Raw genomic sequence first — 22,056 nt, 5'->3', positions numbered from 1 at the left:
TGGTGCAGGCTGGGCGGACGTCTCTTCACTGCTCGATGCGTTACCGGTGCCCTCGTTCGTCCGCACTGTCGCCGGTCGTCTTGACCCGATCGACGACCGCAGCCAGTCGATCGTAGGCGGGCTGGAGGTGGCTGTCGACGTCGTATCGGCCGATCAAGCGACACGAGAGCCACACACACGTCCCCGCCAGGAGCAGTCCCCCCAGGACGTCGATCGCCCAGTGAATGCCCAGATACATCGTCGAGAGCCAGACGCTTACGGCCAGAACACTTGCCGTCGGTGTCCACGCAGGGAACTGCGATCTGGACCTGATCGCGAAGATCATGACGGTCGCAGAGAGCGACGTGTGAAGCGACGGAAACACGTTCGTGTAGTGGTTGATCTCTCTGGTGAGCAGTTGATAGGAGGGTTCGAACGTATAGAGCATCGTCTCGACGTCGCTCCCGAAGTACTGTCGTGGGCCGAAGGCGTGAAACAGTACGTACAGCGTGACGCCGATGGTATAGTTGAGCGCGTACGCACCGAGCAGACGCCGCAATCTCGTCGAGTCCCGCAGCGTGAAGTACATCACGACCGGGAAGATCAGCAAGAACGCGTATCCGTAGATGTAGATGAACGAGAAGTACTGCGTGAGTGGTGTCGAAGCGACCGACTCGAAGAGGAGGATAAACTCGCCCTCGATGACCCAGAAGAGGTCGCCGACCCGGAAGCCGTACTCCTGTGAAATGGTGACGAGGTCCTGTCTGGCGAGTTTGTTCACGATCAACACGGGGACGAGCGCGAGCGTCACGGGCAACGCAGCACGGACACGCGGTCGCCAGTTGCGAAGCGCCCGGAAGAGCGTATCGAACCCGATAACCTGCCAGATCGCGATCACGAGCAAGAGCGCCACGATGACGGTCGCCCGGCTGAGGAGGCCGACGAGCATCAGTCGTCCACCACCAGTTCGCCCGAGTCGTTGTACTCGAAACTCGCCTTCCGGAACAGGTCCCGGGCGGCCTCGACGTCGATCTCACCGTCTGTGCCGACGAACGGCGTCTCCGGATCGGCACCCGTCCACGCGTAGTCATCCATCGCCGACGAGTCGACTTTTGGGACCGAGAGTGGTTGTGCGTGGCCGTGGAAGACGGTCTCCGCGAGCCACTGGCGATCGATCAGGGAGGCGACGGCCCGGCGGAATCGGTGGTTGCTGAACGGGTGTTTCTGGGTGTTGAACCCGATCTGGTAATACGCCCATCCCGGATCGTGGATTCGGGCGGCCGTCTCCATCTCCTGGGTCTCGCCGATGACGTCGGCTTCGATCGGTGTAACGAGAGCCGAGGCGTCACCGGCGTCGACCATCTCGATCGCGACCGACCCGTTGGAGGCGTTTCGAAGGACGAGCGACTCGACCGGAACGCCCGGAAGGTCCGGATCCTCCACCGAGAAGTGCCCGTCGAATCGATCGAGCGTGAGCAGGTCGCCCTGTACCCAGCTCCCGAACCGGTACGGACCGCTGCCGACGCGGCTAATCTCCTCGTTCATGAGTTCCTCACGGAGCCAGGTGGCCGTCGAGGCCGTCTCCTCGTCGAGTTCGTCGACGATCGGACGCCAGACGTGCTCCGGAAGGATCGGAACGGTGAGGACGGACGTCGCCACCTCTCGGGAGGCGTCGACGGTAAATTCGACCGTCTCGTCGTCGGTTGCCGTCGCCGAGGTGACTGCCGACGTCTCCCGGCGAAACCGAGGCGCCGGGATCGGGGAGTCCGCTCGCCCGAGCGAGAGGTCGGCGAGGAACTCGAACGTGAACGCGACGTCTTCGGCAGTGACCGGTTCCTCGTCGTGACTCGTCAGGTCGGGCCGCATCGTCGCTGTGAGGCGTCCGTCTCGCCACTCCCAGTCGTGGGCCATCCAGGGAGACAATCCGGCACCCGACCGGGTTGCCAGCGAGTCGTACAGGAGCGAGGTAATGGCACCCGTGTGGCGGTAGTGAGTGGCGAGGGGGTTCAGGTTCTGCATCGGACGGGCATCCGTGACGAGGCCGTCGAACTGGTCGACGGCGGCGGCCGGATCGAGGTCGACGTAGCCGAGTCGGGTCCGAAACGACTGGCGGTCCCACCCGGTGAACTGCTGGTCGTTGACGGCGTAGTAGATCGAGGGGGCACAGATCGGGACGAACGGCTTCGTATCGAGGAAGCTATCGAAGACGGACTCGATCGCGGCGGATCGGTCGGTTCCGGTCGCGTGACGGAGCCGTTCGAGCCGGTCGTCGAGATCGATGTCCGTCATCCCGTAGGGGTTCTGCCACCCGGGCTCGTAGGCGAACGTCGAGTGGAGGAGTTCGTACAGCCCGTCGGGCCGTGGTGTTCCGGGATACCGACCGACAAAAATGTCGAAATCTTGGTCTATCAGGACCTTCTTCTCGAACTGGGCAGTCGTCCTGAGCTCCGGTGTGACGTCGATACCGGCCGCCCGAAGCGACGATTCGAGGTGTTTGAAGATCCCGTTGCTCTGTCGATCGTCGTCGTCCGGAACCGTCGTAATCGTCACCGAAAGTTGATCGCCCCACGACGAGACCTCGGTGAACAGTTCGGTGCAACCGCTGGTCGAAAGGGTGACACCAGTCCCGACGGTTGCGAGAAACGTCCGACGGGAGTGTCGACCGCTCGAGCGCGGTCCGGTTCCGGTCATGCTGTCTTACCTCGGTTGTGTCTCTCGGCCTATAACTACATTACGACAGACAAGCTGCCATGTGAACGACTGCCATTTTGCGGCCCGTGAGCGCCCATTCAGTCGGGTAACCCACCCGGAACGGCCATGTGGGCCGCTCACCCAGGAGTGGCTCGCTCCGATTCGCTCACACGGAGAGATGCGACCGAACGCGTTGGTCGGTCGCCGCCTGCGACCGGCTACAGGCCGAGGTGTGCGCGGGGAGAGACGTTGGCGATGGCGACCGAACTGCATACTATCATCCCCGTACTCGTGTCGTCCCTACCAGTCTTGTGGTTCGACTTGCAGCCCCAGTCTAGCGGGGTCGGCACGGATCCCGGAGAACGAAACACCGATTTACGTGGCCCGTCGCGATGTACGTGTGAGTATCGCTGCGGAACGCGTAGAGCGGCTCGAAGCACTCGCAGCCGCGGCCGCAGCCGAAGGGAACGACGATCGGGCCCGCTCGTACGTCCGGCTGGCGAGGCGGATCGCAGAGCGCAACCGGCTCGCGCTGCCACGATCGTTCACACGGTTTACCTGCGACGCTTGCGACGCCTACCTCCGACCGGGCGCCAACGCCCGCGTCCGGCTCCGAGACGGCCACGTCGTCGTCACCTGCGACTGTGGCGAACAGGCCAGATATCCGTACGAGTGACGACACACGACGCCAGACATCCGCGCCGTCGCGAGACGGGCCATTCAAACCCCGGCCGACCGTTCGTCCGCTCATGGACGAAACAGAGCGGACGTCGCGCGCACACGATCTCGACGTGACCGTCTGGGTCGGCAAGCACGGCATCGAATCAGTCGTCGACGAACTGAACGACCAGCTGGCAGATAACGACCTCGTGAAAGTGAAGTTCTTGCGCGCCGCTCGCGGGGGAACCGACACCGAAGCACTCGCGACTGATCTGGCCGAGGAGGTCAACGCAAAGATTCACGATACGCGCGGCCACACGGCCGTGTTGTACCGATAGGAGCGCACGTTACACGGGTCCGGCGACGGAAAAAGCACACCCAGACCCTGTTGCGGCCACGGCGATAGCTGACGACGCGACGGACCGACCGTTCAGGTTTTTTTCATCCGTACGTTCCTGCGAGGGCGTCGGTGGCCCGGAGCGCGTGATCGCGCCAGCGATCCGCGCAACGACGGGGAAGGGCAGGCCTCTCGAAGGGATCATCACCGCTAGCGAGGGCGCCGTGTGCCCGAGCGAGCGGGCCGACGACCGACCCGGAAGCGACGCGAAGCGTCGCTGGAGGGAAGGGAGGAGTGCTTTTTATCGAAACTGAGCGGGATCGAAGATCCCGCGAGGTCCAAAAGAGCGCTTTGCGCTCTTTTGAAGATTTTGCCGAGGAGCGCGGCGCACAGCGCCGCTGCTCCGCAGTGTAAAATTTCGGAAGTGGACGGCCACGCTTGCCCGGCGTTCCGGCCGGGGGAATCCCGGTTGCCTCCTCCACCCCGCAACCCGACGAGCGACAGGTGTCCGACGGTCCACTGCTCGCTTCCGCGCCTGATGGGCTGTCGCCGGCTAACCGCGATGGGACGTCCCTGCGGACGATCATCGCGGACCGCTGTCCCCGACGGACGAGGCTTCCACGTTGGCTCCCGGGGCCCCGGTCGGGCAGACCGGACGCCCGCGGTGTTCGGTCCCCGCTAAAGGCCATATCGCGGGTGGCGAGCAGGGCCTAACTGCCCGACCTAGTCCGGGTGCTACTAGGCAGGTCCGACTTAAGGACCTTTCGCCTCCACGATCACCAGACTGCGGCGACGTTTCCACTCCCGATCGGTGGTGTCCACGCAAGAAAGGTGGGCGTGTCACACACACACACACACCGGCGGTGACACGCAACCGACCCAGCGCTGGTACCATCGGAAATTCGAGTGGAAAGAACCAACTGGCTGGATCACACAGGAGGATGTATGGGATTAGGCTCGACGGCGAAGAAGATCCAGCTCGTCTCCGAAAAGGCCGAGCAGATGTACACACAGGTCCAGCAGCTCCAGCAGCGAATCATCAACCTCGAGGGCGAAGTCGACGAGACACACGACACGGTCACCGATCTCGAAGCCGACGTCGCCGAACAGCACGCGCTCCTCGAAGCGATCGCGGAGGACCGCGGCCTCGACGTCGAGGCGATTCTGGCCGAGGCCGCGACCGACGATGGAACGGAACCAGCGGATGAAGACGAAACGGAGACGGCGGCGACCGACGGCGACGGAACGGCGGAAGACGGGGCCGACGCCACGGCCGCGTCCGAGCCCAACGCCTGATCGACCGGCGGGCGGGTTCCGCTCGATAATAACAGCTATCACCCGGGGCAAACGTTGCCTCGAACATGACCGAACACGACCGAGCGCTGTCGTCGGTGCTCGACACCGTGGGGAACACGCCGCTGGTCTGTGTGCAGGCCGGGCCGGCCGACGTCTCCATCTACGCGAAACTCGAATCGTTCAACCCTGGCGCGAGCGTCAAGGATCGAATCGGCGCCTACATGTTAGAGCGGCTGCTCGAACGGGGCGACGTCGGCGAAGGCGGGACCGTCGTCGAGCCCACCGCGGGGAACACGGGGATCGGGTTCGCCGTCGCCGCCCAACAGCTGGGCCTCGACGCCGTCTTCGTGGTCCCCGAGCGATTCAGTCTCGAAAAACAGCAACTCATGCGGGCGCTGGGTGCCGAGGTCATCAACACGCCCACCGACGACGGCATGGGTGGCGCGATTGATCGTGCCCACGAACTCGCCGACGAGCTGGACGACGCGGTCGTCCCCCAGCAGTTCTCGAACCCGCTCAACACGGAGGCCCACTACGAGACGACCGGCCCGGAGATCTACGACGCGCTGGACGAGGTCGGCGCCGTCGTCGCCGGCTGTGGAACGGCGGGGACGCTCATGGGAATCGCCCGCTACGCACGCGAGCAGAATCCCGACACCTACGTCGCGGCGGTCGAACCCGAGGGCTCGCTCTACGGCGAGTTCCTCGGCGAAGATCGATCGGAAGGCGAGTACAAGATCGAGGGGATCGGTACCCACAACACCGACACGAACGAGCTGTTCGAACCGGAACTCGTCGACGACATCTATCCGATCCCGGACGAGCACGCACACGAAGAACTCGCGCGACTCGCCGCCGAGGAGGGCCACCTGGTCGGCTCGAGCGCCGGTGCGGCGAGCGTCGCGGCCCGACACGTCGCGACCCAGATCGCCGACGGCGAGATCGATGCCCCGCACGACTCCGTCGTCACGGTCTTTCCGGACTCCAGCGAACGCTACCTCTCGAAGGGGATCTACGGCTCGTTCGAGGAGTGGAGCGGGTGAACCGCCCCGGATCAGCGCCTCGTCGGGTCGCCCGATTTGCCGAGAGTCTTCGACACGCCCGAACGGTTACGGCCATCGCGGACGAAGGGCACACATGCAACTCCCGGTGACCGAGTCGTGACCGCCAGCGCAGACCCGGGTTCTGGGCCTCGAACCGTCTATATCACGAACGGGATGGTCGAAGCGTTGCTCGAACTGGCGAGTGCCAACGATCCCGACCCAGTCTCGACCGGTATCTCGACCGTCCCGGCCGGCGAGCTCGACGGCGACGGTGTCGAATCGCTCGACCCGGCACAGTCCGTCTTCGCCGAGTATCTGCTCCCCGATCCGGGGAACTCGCTCACGCACGTCTTCGGCGTCGAACTCTCGACGCCGAACCGGAGTACGCAGGGCCGGTTCGTCTCCCATCCCGACGGCGTCCTGGACGTGACGCTCCGCGACGATCTCGGCGCGGTCGTTCTCGTGGCCGTCCCGCCGTGGGAACCCAACGAAACGTCCCTTCGTGCCTTCGATCGGTCGGGTGATCGACTGGCGCTCAAGTTACTCGACGCCGAACCACCGGAACGGCCGTTCGAGGACTGAGTCGACCGCCGCCGGCCGCGAACCCCGCTTCACTCGAGATAGCCCAGGCCGCGGAGCTGTTCGGCGATCTCTTCGAACTCGGATTCGGTGAGTTTGCCAGAGCGCTGGTGCTGGATGACGATGCTCCGAAGCAAGAAGCGGACCAGATCGCTCGTCGACGTGAAACTCGTTCCCTCGATCGTCTCGTCGACGCGTTCGGCGAGCTCCTTCGGAATCGAGACCGTCGTGTACTCGGTCATGGCGGGATATCGCCGTGGATTCCCAAAGGGATGTCGACAACCGGCGTTCACTGACCGCCGCGTCATCCATCCCGTCTGCCGACCGACGGCTCGCCGTCGACCGGCGTCGCGCAGCGTAGCGGTTTTTTGTGGGGAGTCCCCTACCTCCGGCCATGGGAGTTCGGCCGCCACAGGGAGGCGACGATACGGAGCCCGAAACGATCGAATTCGGCATCGCCGCAGTCGACGCTCGATTGCGCGACGCCGATCTCGACTTTCCGGCCTCGGCCGACGCCGTCGACAGTGCACTCGGCGACCGGCCGGTCCCGTACGACCCGGCTGGTTCGACGGTGTCGCTCTCGGAGGCGCTCGCCGAGGTGGACACGAGCTCGTTCGACTCCCGACAGGAACTATTGAACGAACTGCACCCCGTGTTCGAAGCGTATCGAGCCAATCGTGGCGCGTCGCTGATCGGCCGGCTTCGTGGGCTCTTGCCGTTTTGAGTGAAGGACCGGGTGCCGCGTTGACGTATGAGGAAACTGCGTCGCCGGATCGGGAGTTGCGTCGTCGATTCGATTACTCGTCGTCGGGATCGTGCTCACGGTGGGCCGGTCGATCGGCCGAGTGCGTCCGTTCGACGTGGCTGAGACGCTGGAGTTGCCGACGCTGATCGCGATGCAACGAGACGATCATATCGGAGAGGACACCGAACATGAGCAGCTGGACGCCGAGCAAGATTGCGGCCGCACCGACGAGCGCGAGGATGTTGTGGCCGATGTCGTGGACGAGCCACTGCGTGAGGACGAACAGCGCGACGGCCGCGCCGACGACGATGCTCGCGAGCCCGAGACTCCCGAAGAAAAAGAGCGGGTTGTTGGTCCGGGCCAGCGAGTACAGCGAGACGATGATCCGCCCGCCGTCGCGGACGGGGCGTAAGTTCGTCTCCGAGTCGTCCGGCCGAGCGCCGTAGCTGATCGGGACGACCGTCGTGTCGATTCCCTGCTTGACACACTCGACGGCCAGTTCGGTCTCGATCGTAAAGCCATCCGCCGACGGCGAACAGCGCTCGAACGAGTCGACGGTGAAGGCCCGGTAGCCCGAGAGGATGTCGGCGTACTCGGCGCCGTGGATCGTCGTGAACGAGCGGTTGATGAGTCGGTTGCCGACGCGATTGAGACGAGTCATCGCGTCCGGATCGATGTCGGCGAACCGATCGCCGATGACGTGTTCGTAGCCGTCGGCGAGCGGCTCGAGCATCCGTTCGGCGTCCGCGGGGTCGTACGTGCCGTCGCCGTCCAGCATGAGAACGTACGGGACGTCGACGTACGCCATCGCCTCGCGAATCGCCTGGCCCTTTCCCTCACCCGATTGTTCGACGACGCGAGCGCCCGCCTCGCGGGCAATATCTCTCGTCTGGTCGGTCGATCCACCGTCCATCACGAGGACGTTGTCGTACCCGCGCGCTCGAAAGTCGCTCACGATGTCGCCGATGGTCGCCGCTTCGTTCAGCGTCGGGAGAAGAATGCAGACGGACGATTTCGGAACGCCGGGCGACTGCGCTGGCGCCGGCTGCTGGGCGCGCGTGCTCGCTCCGGCCGCCTCGGGGGACATTGGCGGGACCTCGGGTCGGCGACCCAAAAAGGCTACTGGTCGGTGGGTGCCCGCCGGGAACGGCGTCGTCCGTGGCCAGGACGACATTCGCCGATCACGACTCCTGGCGGTCACTCGCGGGCTGTCGATCGAGACGCTCTTGCTCCGTCCCGCCGTCGTCCGCCTCGCCGACCGGCCGTGGCTCTTCCTTCGCGGCTGGCGCCCATCGAACGTCGATTCGGAGGCGCTCCTGATCCCCGCGGACCATCCCCGACCGTTCTAACACTTCGACCTCCGTCGTTACGTCGTCGGGCGGACGCAAGGCGACGGTCTTGTTTCCGACGGGGATCGACACCGTCTCGCCGCCCCGCTCGAACTCGTCCGCGAGTTCGCGAAAGAGCGCCGCCACGTCCGTGCGCCCGAGTTCCCGGCTGTCGTCGGTTCGTACGACCATAGCCCCTTAAACGGGCTTCTCGGGTAAAATGGTACAGGGTGAGTGTGACGGGCAGTCGCCGGCGACGCAGCAGTGCAGGGCCGTTCGATCCACCCGGCCCACTCGCGGGCTGCCCGCCGACCGCTGGCGGCTCAGTTCTGCAACGCGTCGACGCGTGCCGCGGCGAACGGGACGAGCATCTCGGCCCGGGTGAGCCCGCCGTGCATCCCGCGATTCGAGCGATCGTCGGCCCGCCAGCACAGGCCGCGCTCGCGATGGATCGCGACCAGGTCACCGCACCGGCGTTCGAAGCGTTCGGTGGGCTCTCCCTCGCCGAACAGGCCCGAATCGACGGCCTCGGTGCGCGTGTACACTCGTCCCTCGACGGCGTCTTCTAGTTCGGCGTGGGCCGCATCGAGTTCCTCGGGTTCGACGTGGAAGTGCGCGTTCCGTGGACTGCCCGTCGGGCGTCGGGGTCCTCCGGCCGCGTCACGACGGAATCGGCCCTGAAGGGTATCCCAGTGTGACCACTCGGTCACGTCAATATTTTCGGCGGGCGGCGTGTCGACGAGGCCGTGGTCGGCCGAGACGACGAGGAGCGTGTCCGCGGCGATCGACGGCGAGAGCGCATCGACGAGATCGGCCTGCAATCCGGTGAGGACGTCCGCCATCGTCTGTCGGGCCGACCGGCTCGTCAACCCTTCCTCGTGGGCGACCGCGTCGATCGACGGCTCGTAGCCGAAGACGAACGTCGGCCCGGACGCCGCCTCGACGCGGTCGCGAAGCTGGGTCGCGAACGTCTCCCGTTCCTCGTATCCGGTCCGTCTCGCGCCGTCGAAGATCGCCCGGCTGTACGGCGAGTCGGCGATCGACGCCGGGAGGACCGTCTCGAACGAGACGTCGGTCTCGGCCGCGCGGGCCGAGAGCGGGTCGGCGTCGAAGAGGGCCGTCCCGTCTAGCGACGGGTCGACCTCGTCGATGGGCGTCCCGTCGAGCGTGGTAAACGGTAAGGTGACGACGTCGCGATCGATCGGCTCCAGATACTGGAACCAGCCGAGGAGTCCGTGTTCGACGGGGTTCGTGCCGGTCGTGATCGAGGTGAAGGCCGCCGCCGTCTCGGAGGGATAGATCGACGTGAGTGGACGGACCGCTCCCGACTCGGCGAATCGGCGGGCGAGCGTCCGGCGCGATTCGAACCGCGTCCACTCGTCGTAGCCGAACCCGTCGAGCAAGACGAAGACCACCGTCTCGACGTCGGTCTCGACGCCGCGAAACGCTTCGTCCGGCAAAGTACGCTCGAACGCCGGGTTCAGGAGAGCGAGCGCCGACTCGGCAGCGTTCGTCACGCAGTCGCCGCCGTAGGCCGGTTCGACGACGCCCTCCTCGCCCCTGGCACACAACTCGTCGACCAGTTCGTGCCGACGCATGCCACAGTCGAACCGGTCCGACGTCCTAACACTTTCGGCGACGCTGGCCAGCCGGTTCCGCAACCACTATCCGGTTCGTGAGGCCGTCATTCGTGGCGATCGATCACGACGCCGAGCGATTCGAACGCATCGAAGAAGTTTGGAAAGGAGACGTCGACGTGCTCGGCGCCCCGGATCGTCGTCTCACCGTCGGCAACCAGCGCGGCGACGGCAAGCGCCATGACGATCCGGTGATCGCCGTGGCCGTCGACCGTCGCCCCGGTGAGCGTCGACTCGTCGCCGTGGACGGTCAGCGAGTCGCGCTCCTCGGTCGTCTCGACGCCGAGTTTCGCGAGTTCGCTCGCCATCGCGTCGATCCGATCTGTCTCCTTGTACCGGACGTGCTCGGCATCGACGATGCTGGTCTCGCCGTCGGCGACCGCACCGAGGACGGCGAGCGTCGGGAGCAAGTCCGGCGTGTCGGCGACCGAGACCTCGATGCCGGACAGCGGCGCGGGTTCGATCGTCAGCGTGCCGTCGTCGCGATCCCACTCGACTGGCGCGCCGAACTCGGTGACGTGTTCGACGATGGCGCTATCGCCCTGGGCGCTCGGTCGGGCGCCCGTTATTTCGAGCGTCCCCTCCCCAGTTCCCGCAGTAGCACCGCCCACGTCCCCGTCGGCCACGGCACCCGCCGCGAGGAGGTACGAGATCGAGGAGAAGTCGCCGGGGACGGCGTACGTGCCATCGGCCGGGCGGTACGACTGTCCACCTTCGACCGCGAAACCGTCGGTCGTTTCCCGGGTCTCGACGCCGAAGTCCGCGAGGAGTTCGCGCGTCACCTCGACGTACGGTGCGGACTTCAGTTCGGTTTCGAGGCGAAGGTCGACGCCAGCGTCGGTGAGCGCGCCGGCGAAGAGCAGCGCCGTCACGTACTGCGAGGAGACGTCGCCCGGGATCGAGACCGTCCCGCCCGCCATCGGTCCGTCGACGATCAGCGGTGCCTGGCCGTTTCCGCGGGTGCTACGGGCCGTCGCACCGAGTTCCGAGAGCGCGTCGAGAAGCGGACCCTGCGGCCGGGATCGGAGCGACGCGTCGCCCGTCAGGACCGTCGTCCCGTCGGCGAGGGCGGCAATCGCCGTGACCAGACGCATCGTCGTGCCCGAGTTCGTACAGTCGATCACATCCCCGGGAATTGTGGGGCCCCCGTCGAAGCCCTGAATCTCGAGCGCACCGTCCGTCCGTCGCTCGATGGATCCGCCGAACGCCTCGACGGCGCGGGCGGTGGCCCGGGTGTCGGCGCTCCAGAGCGGGTCCGCGACGACGGCGCGCTGGCCACAGCCCGCAGCGAGGATCGCCCGGTGCGTGTAGCTCTTCGACGGCGGAGCGGAAACCGTGCCACCGACGGGACCTGGCGAGATCGTGACGTCCATACAGACGGTGTCGGCCGGTTCGCCTATCACGGTACCGGTCGCGACAACGGGGCGGGTCGCCAGAGCCGAGCGGTCGTGAAGGACGGGTCCGACGTCGGGCCGGCTCGATAGACCCAGTACACTACGAACGAGGACGGGTTCCGTCCGAGTAGACCAGATCGCCCCACGAACCGGCACGATTCCGCCGGGAAGCGGGGGATTAAGGTCGATCCCGCGAAACGGACGGGTATGACTGGCGAGCTTGCTGCCCTGCGATCGGCGCTCACGACGACCGACGTCGACGGCTACCTGATCGACGCGGCTGGCGACGAACCCGAACAGCGCTACGTCTCCGGATTCAGTGCACCTGACCCGTTCCAGACGCTCGTCACCGACGACGGCGTCCACCTCCTCGTCTCCGGGCTCGAGTACGGCCGCGCTCGAAGCGAGGCCGACGCCGACTCCGTCACCAACACGGCGGCGTACGATGCACAGGACCTGCGGGACGAGTACGGGCCTCGCGAGGGACGGCTCCGGACGATCGAGGCCTTTCTCGCCGACCACGACGTCTCGTCGATCGCGGTCCCTCAGCACTGCCCCATCGGAACGGCCGACGGATTGCGCGACCTCGGCGTCGACGTCACGGTCGAGGCCGACGACGTCGTGGGCGAGATCCGCGCGACGAAGTCCGGCGCCGAAATCGATGCCATCCACGAGACGCAGGCGGCGAACCAGCGGGCGATGGCCGTCGCCGAGGGGCTGATCGCAGCCGCCGAGGTTCGCGACGGCGTCCTCTACCACGAGGGCGAGCCACTGACGAGCGAGCGCGTCACGACCGAGATCGAGATCGCGCTCCTGCGCGAGGGCTGTGCGTTAGACGAGACGATCGTCGCCTGCGGCGCCGACGCCGCCGATCCCCACGACCGCGGGAGCGGCCCGCTCGAAGCCGGCGAGTCGATCGTGATCGACATCTTCCCGCGCGACAAGGAGACGGGCTACTTCGGCGACATGACCCGAACGTTCGTCCGCGGGCAGCCGAGTGACGAACTGAAGCGCCGCTACGACGCGACCGACGAGGCGTTCGAGGCCGCTCTCGACGCCATCGAGCCGGGCGTCACCGGTGACGAGGTCCACGGGATCGTCTGTGACGTGATCGAAGACGCGGGCTACGCGACCCTGCGGAGCGACCCGGAGACCGACACCGGCTACATCCACGGCACCGGCCACGGCGTCGGCCTCGACATCCACGAGGGACCGCGCCTCTCGTTCGGCGGCGAGGAGCTCGAACCCGGCCACGTGGTCACCGTCGAACCCGGAATCTACGACCCCGCGGTCGGCGGCGTCCGGATCGAGGACCTCGTCGTCGTCACCGAGGACGGCTACGAGAACCTCACGGACTACCCGATCGCTATCGAGCCCGAAGATCGACGCTGATCGGACCCGCGACCGACAGTCCAGTCACGGCGACGCCCACCCGGCCACCTCACAAACAGTAATAGCGGTTGCCAATCGAATGTGCGTATGCGTGATCGAATCGGTCCAGCACTGTGGTTCCCCGAACGGCCGCCGAAACGGAGCGAGTCCCTCTCCGCAGGGAGCGGCGTCGCGCTCGTCCTCCTGATCGGATCGATGCTTGCGTCACCGTGGTGGCCGGGCATCGGCGCCGGATTCGTCACGGCCGTTCTCGCGCTCGGTCCGGTTGCCAATACAGCGCTTGGGGACACCATCGGTCACTGGTTCCGGGCGATCGGGCTGGGCGGTCGGCTGACAGTCACCGCGCTGTATTGCTGTGTGATGGTTCTGATCGTGGTGTTCGTTCCCGTTCCCTTCGCGGCGGTTGCAAACGTGTTGCTCGGTGGGCTCCTCGGAGTTACGGTGTACGTCGCTTCGTTCCTCCTGTGGGCCAGATCGGGCCCTGATCGACAGGGCCTGCGAGAAGGGACTCGTTGAGCTGCGTCACGGTTCGTGCTTCAGCGCAGCAGCATGCCGACACCCTGCACCGACCGAACTCCTTTTGCGGGGGCGCCGGATACCACCCGCCAATGGACGTACTCGTCGTCGGCGCCGGCGCGATGGGGCGCTGGATCGCCGACGTACTCGACGCGGAGGTGGCCGTCGCCGACGTCGACGAGGCCGTGGCACGGGAGACGGCCGCGGCCGTCGGGGGAAGAGTCGCACCGCTCGACCCGGTCACCGGACCCGCTGCCGACGGCGAGGCCGACGGTGATGCGGATGGGGCGTCGGCCGAATTCGACGTGGTCTGTCTCGCCGTCCCGATGGCACTCGTCGAGGAGGCGGTCGCGGCTCACGCGGACCGTGCTCGCGGTGTACTCGTCGACGTCACTGGCGTGATGGAACCCGCGCTCGAGGCGATGGCCGGCCACGCCCCCGACCTGGAACACTGCAGCCTCCACCCGCTGTTCGCACCCGAGCGAGCGCCGGGTTCCATCGCCGTCGTCGCCGAAAACCGGGGGCCGTTGACCGCCGCGATTCTGGCTGACCTCGAAGCCGCCGGCAACGACCTCGTCGAGACGACGGCCGCCGAGCACGACGCGGCGATGGGATCCGTTCAGGCCGCGACGCACGCGGCCGTCCTCTCGTTCGGACTGGCCGCTGAACGCGTCCCGTCGACGTTCGAGACACCTGTGTACGCCGCCCTTCGTGAGCAGGTCGAGCGGCTGGCCGGCGGGACACCGCGCGTCTACGCGGACATTCAGGCGCGATTCGACGGCTCGACCGACGTGGCCGCGGCCGCCGAGCGGGTGGCGAGCGCCGATCACGACGAACTCGAAGCGATCGTCGCCGAACTCGGTGATCGGTGGGCCGACGGTGGAGGTGACGGCGCGTGACGGATCAGCGCGAAGCGGTCCGGCAGAACGCGTTGTACCTCCAGCACGTCCGGCCGATCGACCCCGAGGAGATCGCCGAGTACGTCGAGGGGCAGGCGCACCCGGCCGTGGTCCGCCAGCTCCTTCGCGAGGAGGCGCCAGATCTCGGCCTGATCGAGCGCGACGACGGCACCTTCGTCCCCGTCTCCGACGAGCCGGTACCCCAGCGCACGGACCCGATTCACGAGTTCCCCGCTCGATACGTCCGGCGGCTGGACGACTGGCTGGCCGATCGCTACGGGCCGAACTGGCACGAGGGGGCCTCGGGCGACCTTCTACGCTCGACGCTCCGCCGGACGAAGGCGCAGTACCTGGAGGGTGGCCCCGTCACTTACGACGAGGACGTCGCAGCGAGCTACGCGATCTACCACCTCCCGGGCTACTACGCGGCGATCCAGTACGCGCTCGACGACCTCGCCGAGCGGCGCCTGTTAGACCGCCACCTCCGGGTGCTCGACGTGGGCGCCGGCGTCGGCGGGCCCGCCCTCGGCCTGTTCGACTATCTCCCGGACGACGCCCTGATCGAGTACCACGCCGTCGAGCCCAGCGCCGCCGCAGACGTCCTCGAAGCGATGCTCGAGGAGACCGGCCGCAACGTCCACGCGACGGTCCACCGGACGACGGCGGAGGCCTTCGAGCCGACCGACGGCACCGACGATGGGACCTACGACCTGATCCTGGCGTGTAACGTTCTCAGCGAACTCGACGAACCGGTCGCGGTCGCCCGGCGGTACATAGACGCCCTCGCCGAGGACGGCTCGCTACTCGCGATGGCACCCGCCGACCGCGAGACGGCCATCGGCCTGCGCGAGATCGAGCGCGCCCTGGAAGACGGAAGTTCGGGAGGGAGCGCCGACGACGACATCGACGCCGACGAACACCGAAGCGTCAGCGTCTACGGCCCCATGGTCCGACTCTGGCCGGGTGAGCGCCCGACCGATCGCGGCTGGTCGTTCGACGTCCGGCCCGACCTCGCCGTCCCGTCGGTGCAATCTCGTCTGGACGACGACGCCGACGACCCCGACCACGCACCCGGTGAGTTCGAGAACGTCGACGTGCAGTTTGCCTACAGCATCCTGCGGACGGACGGGACGCGACACACCAACGTCTCGCTCGATACGAGTCAGTGGGCGAAGATGGCCGAGATGGACCGCCACGTCTCGAACCGCATCGACCTCGTCGCGGCCAAGGTGAGTCGGTCACTGAGCGAGGGCGGGGCGTTGTCGGAGGAAAACGCGACCCAGCGCGGTGGTCAGGCCGACGACCCGAATCCGCTCTTCAAGATCACGGACGGCAGTGAGTCGCGCGACCACTACGCCGTCGTGACGAAAGAGACGGCGCTCAACCGACCCCTTATCGAAGCCGACTACGGCGACCTGCTCGCGTTCGAGTCCGTCCTGGCGCTGTGGAACGACGACGAAGCGGCGTACAACCTCGTCGTCGACGAAGAGACGATCGTCGACCCGCTCGCGTGACCGGATCGAGCGGCCGATCAGCCGTCCGGCGACCGGCCGACTACCTCGGGCCCACCAGCGACCGGTCACCGACTCGGGCCTGCCAGCGATCGGCCGTCGACATGAGTCCGCTACCAATCGGTGGACCGGTTGGGTGACCAGCCAGCGCCAGGCGAGTCGAGACTCCGACGCGCTTTTCGCAGTTCGCGTGAACGACACCTGTATGGACGACGAGCTGGAGATCCTGGTGACGAACGACGACGGTATCGACGCGCCGGGAATCCAGGCCATGGCGGACGGGCTCGCGGCCGTCGGCGACGTCACGGTCGTGGCGCCGGCAGACGACCAGAGTGCCGTGGGGCGGCGCCTCTCGGAAGAGGTGACGGTCGAAGAACGGTCGGACGGCTACGCCGTGAGCGGGACGCCCGCCGACTGCGTCGTCGCCGGCTTCTCGGAACTGGTCCCGGATCCGGACCTGGTGGTCGCGGGCTGCAACGAAGGGGCGAACCTGGGTGCATACGTCCTCGGGCGCTCCGGGACGATCAGCGCCGCCGTCGAAGCCGCCTTCTTCGGCGCGCCGGCGATCGCCACCTCGATGTACGTTCCCGTGGGCGAGGGGACGCTCGCCGACGTTCAGACGACGCCAGACGACTTCGCCGAACCGGTGCGAGCGACGCGACACCTGGTCGAGCAGTCGATCGAGGGCGGCGTCTTCGAGGAGGCCTCGTATCTGAACGTCAACGTCCCGATGGACGCCGGCGCGAACCTCCCGATGGACGTCACGATCCCCTCGACGCGCTACGAGATGACCGCCGAGCGCGACGGGACGACGATCACGGTCGAGGATCGCGTCTGGGAGTCGATGGATCCGGAGACCATTCCGGACCCGCCGGGAACCGATCGGCGCGCAGTCGCGGAGGGACGAATCAGCGTCTCCCCACTCGTCGCGCCCCACACGTCGGGATCGGTCGACGCGCTGGAGTCGATCGCCGCCGCGTATCCGTGAATCAGGTGGCGGGAAACGCACGTTCGACCGTCACCAGTGGTCGCGACGTGGTCTGGCGGCAGAATCCGGGACTGGGAAACCGCGTGGCACCGCCCTGCCCCCGCAAGCAGGGCGTTGAATCCGGCCACCGGCGTCGTGTATATCGACTGGTGACACCCGCCACCGATATGTGAGTCCGGACACAAGGGAAAGGTAGGAGGGCGTCGAAGGACGACCAATTGCGAACGGTGATCTCACACATGGGACTCAAGAACATCTGGTCACAGTTGTCCGCCCGATTCGCCGGCGACTCCATCGACGAGAGCGAGTCGCGACCGGCGAATCGCGAGGCGGACGACGAGGAGACGTTGAGCTACGCCGAACAGGTCGAGTACGGCGTCGACGAGAACGACCTCGCCGACGAGGATCGCGTCCTGCGGCTCCTGGTCAAGCGCGGCGGGCGCGTCGATCGCGAGACCGTCATCGAGCAGACCGGGTGGACGTCGGAGCGACTCGAGAGCGTCGTCTCCGAGATGGAAGACGACGACCAAGTCAGTGCGATCACCGTCGGTCGACAGCGCATCATCTGCAGACGCGGTTTCGAACCCAAAGGCTATCGCTCGCATCTGAACGAGTAGGTGACCCGTTAGGTGACCTGTTTCCCATCGGCGGGTCGAACGGCGTACTCGAACGGATCGCCACAGCTTCGGACGACAGAAACGGACGGCGCCGTGTCGGTTCTGTAGTCAGTGTCGATAGACTTATTATTCACCTTTAACGCAACTATCACTATGGGAGGGGTTCGCGTTCGTGCAGTGGTCGGTGTACTCGCACTGTGCCTGCTCACAGCTGGCTGTCTCGGTCCGCTAAGCGACACGAACCCCGAAGAGGCGGAGTCAGAACTGACCGGCGATTACTCGGCGGACGAGTTCGATACCCTCCTCTCGGGGGCGACGACGGCGAACGAGGAACTGGACTCGTTCTCGTTCGACATGTCGATGGAGATGAGCGGTGCGGGTGAGCAGATCACGATGGATGCATCCGGCGTCACCGACCTCGCCGCCGAAGAGATGAAGATGGACTTCGATATGAGTGGGATGGGGATGGTCGGCCCCAGCGACTTCGTCATGTACATCGACGGACAGGATGCCTTCATGAACGTAGACGGCGAGTGGGTGCAGATGCCAGCCGATCAGGCGAACCAGAACGTCTGGGACGTCGAGGGGCAGCTCGCTATCGCCGACGCCCAGTACGAACACGGCGACGTGCACGTCGATGCAGGATCGGACATCATCGAGGTCACGACGACGCTCGACAGCGACGAGATGGCCGCGTTCATCGACGAGGCCGAATCGGCCGACCCGACCGTCGCCGACGCCGGGTCCGTCGAGTGGCGAGACGTCGAGATCGTCGAGCGCTTCGACGCCGAGAGTAACCACCTTCGATCGACCGAGATGACGGCAGAGATGGTCCAGGGCGACCAGGCCGTCGAGTACACCTTCGAGATGCAGATCGACGATATCGACGAGGAGTTCGATACGACCGTCCCCGACGAGGGACGCGAGGAAGCCGAGACGACGAGCGGTTCGACGATCTGAGCGCTCGATTCTCGAGACAACACTGAGTTTTCGATCGAAGTGAGCACACGTCGTCACAGCGAGCAGTACATCGACGCACCGCGAAACCGGCAGCAATCGACGTTAGTTACCACAAGCCTCTTTGTTAGCCCAGTCTAATTCGGTCACGTTCGAATGGACGAGACAGGGATAGCGACGCGACGAACGTGGGCTGGTGTCCAGCACCGGACCCAGCCGGGTCGACCGAGGTGGTGTCGACGATGAGCGACTTCGTCGACATCGTCTGGATTGCGTTCATCGCCCAGCTCCTCGCGCTCCCCGGTGAGAAGGGCCAGCTCGTCATCGCCAGTCTCGCGACCAGGTACAATCCGTACATGGTCGTCGCCGGCGCGGCGACGGCGTTCGGCGGCTGGACCGTGATCGAGATCCTCCTCGGGAGTGCCCTCGAAGGAGCCCTTCCCGCCGGCTATCTCGACGCCATCACCGCTGGCTTATTCGTCGTCTTCGCCGTCTGGATCCTGTACGCCTCGAGTGGAAACGAGACCAGCGACGCGGAAACCAACGGGGCAGACACAGCCGGCGACATCGCCACGACCGATGGTGGCGTCCAGGCCAGTGCGAGTCCACACACTGACGGTGGCCACACCGGTTCGCGGCTCGAATCGGTCGTCCCCGAGGGGTATCGCGGGTTCGGTCCGGCGTTCTCCCTGATGGTCGTCGGCGAGTTCGGCGACAAGACCCAGCTCGTCACCATCGGGCTGGCCGCCCAGTACGGCGTGACGTCCGCGATCTGGATCGGCGAAATGCTCGCGATCGTCCCGGTGAGCCTGGCGACGGCGCTGCTCATCGATCGGAGCGCCCACCGGGTCGATCGGACGTGGCTCCACCGGATCGCAGCCGGAATCTTCCTCCTCTTCGCCCTCGACATCGTCGCCAGTTACACGATCGGGGTCTCGTTCTTGCCGCTGTGAGTTATCGGGGTGGTCACGCGTCCCTCCAGCGGGCACCCTGCCGAGAGAGTTGCCGCGGGTGGAAGAGCGATCGAAAGTGCATCGAGTGATGGCAGTCACCGACGCAAGCGGCACCTACCGGGACCCGCTTCCGACCGTCGCGACGACGTCACACGCCCCAGATGGCGACGATACCGATCGACGTGACGACCGAGAGCAACAGCTGGAGCGGGCCGCCGACCCGAAGGAAGTCGGTGAACTCGTACTGCCCAGGACCGTACACCATCAGGTTGGTCTGGTAGCCGACCGGCGTCGAGAACGACGTCGCCGCGGCGAACGTCACCGCGAGCAAGAACGGGTACGGTGCGGCGCCGAGGCTCGTCGCGGTATCCACGGCGATCGGCGCCATCAAAACGATCGTCGCCACGGGCGTGATGACGTTCGCGAGCACTCCCGTCGCGAGGTAACAGAGGAACAGGATCCCCGCGTGCGGAAGGTACGACGCCGTCCCGCCGAGCGCACCTGCGATGACCGCCGACCCGCCCGTCGCCTCGAGTGCGATCCCCAGCGGTAAGACGCCGGCGAGGAGGAACACCACGTTCCAGGAGACCGCGTCGTAGGCGTCGCTCGTCGAGAGACAGCCGGTGACGACCATGCAGAAGACGCCGGCCAGCGCCGAGATCACGATCGGGACCAGTCCCAGTGCAGCCGCGCCGATCACGCCCGCCATGATCGCCACCGCGACCGGCGTCTTCGGCGAGAGGGACGCCCGTTCGGTCGAGTCGTCTTCGAGCAATCGGTCGAGGACGTCCTCGTCGACGACGACCAGGTCCGTCCCGTCGCCGAAGTAATCGACGGTCTCGGGAACGGTCTGGATCAGGAGTAGATCACCGGGCTGCAGCCGCTGTTCGCCCAGGTCAGTGCGGAGCAACTCGCCGTCGCGACGGATCGCGAGTACTGTCGTCCGGTAGACCTCTCGGAGGTGTGAATCGGCCAGGCGCTCGCCGGCGAACGACGATTCCGGCGGGACGACGGCCTTCGCGAGTACGTCGTCGCTCGCGGCCGCCTCGAACGTCTCTTCCGTGACCGATCGGCGGACCAGTTGCGATAGTCCCTGATTACCGACGAAGCGATTGACCGCCTGCAGCGTACCGTGGACGGTGAGGACGTCGTCCGCCTCGATCCGTGTGTCCGGGCTGACCGATGCGAACGAGATCGTCTCGTCGACACCCGCACCCGCCGAAACCGACGGTGAATCGGAGCGTTCCGCAACGGGCCCGTCGTGTCCGCGGTGGTCGATCGTGTGGGTGTCACCGGTTGCATCGGCCGCCGTCGGTGGGTGTTCGGTCGGTGGCTCGCTGGCGGTCGTCCCGCTCGACACTGACTCGTCGTACGTCAGTTCGGGGGCGTCCTCGCGTCGCAACTGGAGGATGCGTATCTTCGCCGTCGATCGCGATTCGAGCTCGCCCACGGTCGACCCGATGGCCGATGCGTCCGGGCGCACCCGAACCTGGGTGAGGTGGTCCTGGAGGTCGAACTCGTCGACGAGGTCCCCCTCGATGGGCGCTCGTCCGGGTGTCAACCAGCGACCGACCGTCATGAGGTACGCGAGTCCGACCACGAGGATCACGACGCCCAGTGCGCTGAACTCGAACAACCCGATGGGGTCGCGGCCGACGAGCTCCACGGCGAACTCGCTCGCGAGCAGGTTCGTCGACGTCCCGATGAGCGTCAGCGTGCCCCCGAGGATGGCCGCGTACGAAAGCGGCAACAGGAGTTTCGAGGGCGACATCCCCGTCTTCTGGGCGAGTTCCGAGATCATCGGGATGAAGACGGCCACGATCGGCGTGTTGTTGACGAACCCTGCGAGAGGACCGGTGGTCACGATCGTGGCCGCGAGCGCACGTGTCTCGCTGCCGCGGGCGAAGCGTGCGAGCGAGAGACCCAGTCGCTGGACGAGACCAGTTTGCTGGATGCCCGCACTCAGCATGTACATCGCGACGATGGTGATCGTCGCCGTGCTGGCGAAGCCGGAGATGGCGTCGCCAGCCGACACACCGGTCAGCGGTTCGAGGACGGCGAGTGAGACCAGCACGCCGATCGCAGTCACGTCGGTCGGGATGGCCTCCGTGACGAACAGAACCAGCGTGACAGCGATCAGGGCAAAGACGACGAGGGCACCAGTCGAGAGAACGGGATCGGTCATCGATCCGAACCCGGCCATCGACACCGCTGCCCAGCCCGAAACGGCGTCGGGAGCGGACGGGGTTGCGGGCGCAGCGATTCGGCGTGACGAGCGAACGAACGCACAGGGGACGGTGCTCGCGGGCCCCCAAAACAGTTTGGGTGCACGACTGTCACCGAACCCGACCCGTGCGCGGGGCTCCGATTGTTCCCCTCACCACTGACGGCTCCGATCGATGACGTTCCCCTCGCCACTGACGTTGCGCTCACCACGTGTCTTCACGCGTAACGATCCAGTGGCCGCTCTCCCAGGCTTGCCGCACCTCCCGGCCGGGTCGGTTCTCGCACTACTGTCCTGCGATCCAGCGAAG

Annotated in this window: 22 protein-coding genes and 1 other RNA gene; 14 read left to right on the top strand and 9 right to left on the bottom strand. The window is 66.3% G+C overall.

Annotation, left to right across the window (positions count from 1 at the left end; genetic code table 11):
• Positions 1-40 precede the first annotated feature (40 nt).
• Both HALRU_RS04205 and HALRU_RS04200 read right to left on the bottom strand, forming a co-directional pair.
• A complete protein-coding gene (locus tag HALRU_RS04205) occupies positions 41-928 on the bottom strand; it encodes a phosphatase PAP2 family protein (RefSeq protein ID WP_015300159.1) in 888 nt (295 codons plus the stop codon).
• Positions 928-2,670, bottom strand: coding sequence for an ABC transporter substrate-binding protein (locus HALRU_RS04200; protein ID WP_015300158.1), 1,743 nt, complete (start codon positions 2,668-2,670; stop codon positions 928-930). Before HALRU_RS04200 ends, HALRU_RS04205 begins: the two co-directional genes overlap by 1 nt.
• A 400-nt stretch (positions 2,671-3,070) precedes the next feature.
• Here HALRU_RS04200 and HALRU_RS04195 point away from each other — a divergent pair, with 400 nt between their 5' ends.
• Together HALRU_RS04195 and HALRU_RS04190 are read left to right on the top strand one after the other, a co-directional pair.
• Complete coding sequence (locus HALRU_RS04195; RefSeq protein WP_015300157.1) at positions 3,071-3,346, top strand: ribonuclease P protein component 4; 276 nt, start codon at positions 3,071-3,073, stop codon at positions 3,344-3,346.
• Positions 3,347-3,419: 73 nt separating this feature from the next.
• Positions 3,420-3,668 (top strand): YhbY family RNA-binding protein, encoded by a 249-nt coding sequence (locus HALRU_RS04190; protein ID WP_015300156.1) that lies wholly within the window; start codon positions 3,420-3,422, stop codon positions 3,666-3,668.
• Between the two features lie 421 nt (positions 3,669-4,089).
• On the opposite strand, the gene ffs is transcribed toward HALRU_RS04190, so the two are convergent.
• An RNA gene (ffs, locus tag HALRU_RS04185) (signal recognition particle sRNA) lies at positions 4,090-4,401 on the bottom strand.
• A 211-nt stretch (positions 4,402-4,612) separates the two neighbouring features.
• On the opposite strand from ffs, the gene HALRU_RS04180 reads away from it, so the two are divergent.
• The 3 genes from HALRU_RS04180 (at position 4,613) to HALRU_RS04170 (ending at position 6,588) form a co-directional block, all read left to right on the top strand.
• Entirely contained in the window at positions 4,613-4,963 is a 351-nt protein-coding gene (locus HALRU_RS04180) for a DUF5798 family protein (protein WP_015300154.1), read from the top strand.
• 65 nt (positions 4,964-5,028) lie between these two features.
• On the top strand, positions 5,029-6,006 hold the full coding sequence (locus HALRU_RS04175; protein ID WP_015300153.1) for a PLP-dependent cysteine synthase family protein: 978 nt from the start codon (positions 5,029-5,031) through the stop codon (positions 6,004-6,006).
• Between the two features lie 174 nt (positions 6,007-6,180).
• Entirely contained in the window at positions 6,181-6,588 is a 408-nt protein-coding gene (locus HALRU_RS04170; RefSeq protein WP_015300152.1) for a hypothetical protein, read from the top strand.
• 29 nt (positions 6,589-6,617) lie between these two features.
• On the opposite strand, the gene HALRU_RS04165 is transcribed toward HALRU_RS04170, so the two are convergent.
• Complete coding sequence (locus HALRU_RS04165; protein WP_007698383.1) at positions 6,618-6,827, bottom strand: ribbon-helix-helix domain-containing protein; 210 nt, start codon at positions 6,825-6,827, stop codon at positions 6,618-6,620.
• A 152-nt stretch (positions 6,828-6,979) separates the two neighbouring features.
• On the opposite strand from HALRU_RS04165, the gene HALRU_RS04160 reads away from it, so the two are divergent.
• Positions 6,980-7,309: a DUF5789 family protein gene (locus tag HALRU_RS04160; RefSeq protein WP_015300151.1), complete on the top strand. Its 330-nt coding sequence runs from the start codon at positions 6,980-6,982 to the stop codon at positions 7,307-7,309.
• A gap of 73 nt (positions 7,310-7,382) precedes the next feature.
• On the opposite strand, the gene aglJ is transcribed toward HALRU_RS04160, so the two are convergent.
• The 4 genes from aglJ to aroA form a co-directional block, all read right to left on the bottom strand.
• Positions 7,383-8,417 (bottom strand): S-layer glycoprotein N-glycosyltransferase AglJ, encoded by a 1,035-nt coding sequence (gene aglJ / locus HALRU_RS04155; RefSeq protein WP_015300150.1) that lies wholly within the window; start codon positions 8,415-8,417, stop codon positions 7,383-7,385.
• Positions 8,418-8,511: 94 nt separating this feature from the next.
• Positions 8,512-8,850: an amphi-Trp domain-containing protein gene (locus HALRU_RS04150; protein WP_015300149.1), complete on the bottom strand. Its 339-nt coding sequence runs from the start codon at positions 8,848-8,850 to the stop codon at positions 8,512-8,514.
• A gap of 131 nt (positions 8,851-8,981) precedes the next feature.
• Positions 8,982-10,256 (bottom strand): alkaline phosphatase family protein, encoded by a 1,275-nt coding sequence (locus HALRU_RS04145; RefSeq protein ID WP_015300148.1) that lies wholly within the window; start codon positions 10,254-10,256, stop codon positions 8,982-8,984.
• Positions 10,257-10,342: 86 nt separating this feature from the next.
• Entirely contained in the window at positions 10,343-11,668 is a 1,326-nt protein-coding gene (aroA, locus tag HALRU_RS04140; RefSeq protein WP_015300147.1) for a 3-phosphoshikimate 1-carboxyvinyltransferase, read from the bottom strand.
• Between the two features lie 228 nt (positions 11,669-11,896).
• Between aroA and HALRU_RS04135 the strand changes: the two genes are divergently transcribed.
• The 8 genes from HALRU_RS04135 to HALRU_RS04100 all read left to right on the top strand — a co-directional run bounded on the left by HALRU_RS04135 (position 11,897) and on the right by HALRU_RS04100 (position 19,522).
• Complete coding sequence (locus HALRU_RS04135) at positions 11,897-13,081, top strand: M24 family metallopeptidase (RefSeq protein ID WP_015300146.1); 1,185 nt, start codon at positions 11,897-11,899, stop codon at positions 13,079-13,081.
• An 87-nt stretch (positions 13,082-13,168) separates the two neighbouring features.
• A complete protein-coding gene (locus HALRU_RS04130; RefSeq protein WP_015300145.1) occupies positions 13,169-13,597 on the top strand; it encodes a hypothetical protein in 429 nt (142 codons plus the stop codon).
• Positions 13,598-13,689: 92 nt separating this feature from the next.
• The gene (locus HALRU_RS04125) at positions 13,690-14,496 is read left to right on the top strand and encodes a prephenate dehydrogenase/arogenate dehydrogenase family protein (RefSeq protein ID WP_015300144.1); all 807 of its coding nucleotides are present in this window, start codon (positions 13,690-13,692) and stop codon (positions 14,494-14,496) included.
• Complete coding sequence (locus HALRU_RS04120; protein WP_015300143.1) at positions 14,493-16,010, top strand: small ribosomal subunit Rsm22 family protein; 1,518 nt, start codon at positions 14,493-14,495, stop codon at positions 16,008-16,010. The genes HALRU_RS04125 and HALRU_RS04120 overlap by 4 nt, the downstream gene beginning before the upstream one ends.
• Before the next feature lie 202 nt (positions 16,011-16,212).
• Positions 16,213-16,995 (top strand): 5'/3'-nucleotidase SurE, encoded by a 783-nt coding sequence (surE, locus tag HALRU_RS04115; RefSeq protein ID WP_015300142.1) that lies wholly within the window; start codon positions 16,213-16,215, stop codon positions 16,993-16,995.
• A gap of 239 nt (positions 16,996-17,234) precedes the next feature.
• Positions 17,235-17,612, top strand: coding sequence for a helix-turn-helix transcriptional regulator (locus HALRU_RS04110; RefSeq protein WP_015300141.1), 378 nt, complete (start codon positions 17,235-17,237; stop codon positions 17,610-17,612).
• Positions 17,613-17,765: 153 nt separating this feature from the next.
• The gene (locus HALRU_RS04105) at positions 17,766-18,572 is read left to right on the top strand and encodes a DUF6612 family protein (protein WP_015300140.1); all 807 of its coding nucleotides are present in this window, start codon (positions 17,766-17,768) and stop codon (positions 18,570-18,572) included.
• Positions 18,573-18,811: 239 nt separating this feature from the next.
• Positions 18,812-19,522, top strand: coding sequence for a TMEM165/GDT1 family protein (locus tag HALRU_RS04100; RefSeq protein ID WP_015300139.1), 711 nt, complete (start codon positions 18,812-18,814; stop codon positions 19,520-19,522).
• A gap of 148 nt (positions 19,523-19,670) precedes the next feature.
• On the opposite strand, the gene HALRU_RS04095 is transcribed toward HALRU_RS04100, so the two are convergent.
• On the bottom strand, positions 19,671-21,725 hold the full coding sequence (locus tag HALRU_RS04095; RefSeq protein ID WP_015300138.1) for an SLC13 family permease: 2,055 nt from the start codon (positions 21,723-21,725) through the stop codon (positions 19,671-19,673).
• Positions 21,726-22,056: the final 331 nt, after the last annotated feature.

The sequence above is a fragment of the Halovivax ruber XH-70 genome, assembly GCF_000328525.1.
Lineage (GTDB): Archaea > Halobacteriota > Halobacteria > Halobacteriales > Natrialbaceae > Halovivax > Halovivax ruber.
This window is presented reverse-complemented; position numbering and strand designations above follow the sequence as displayed.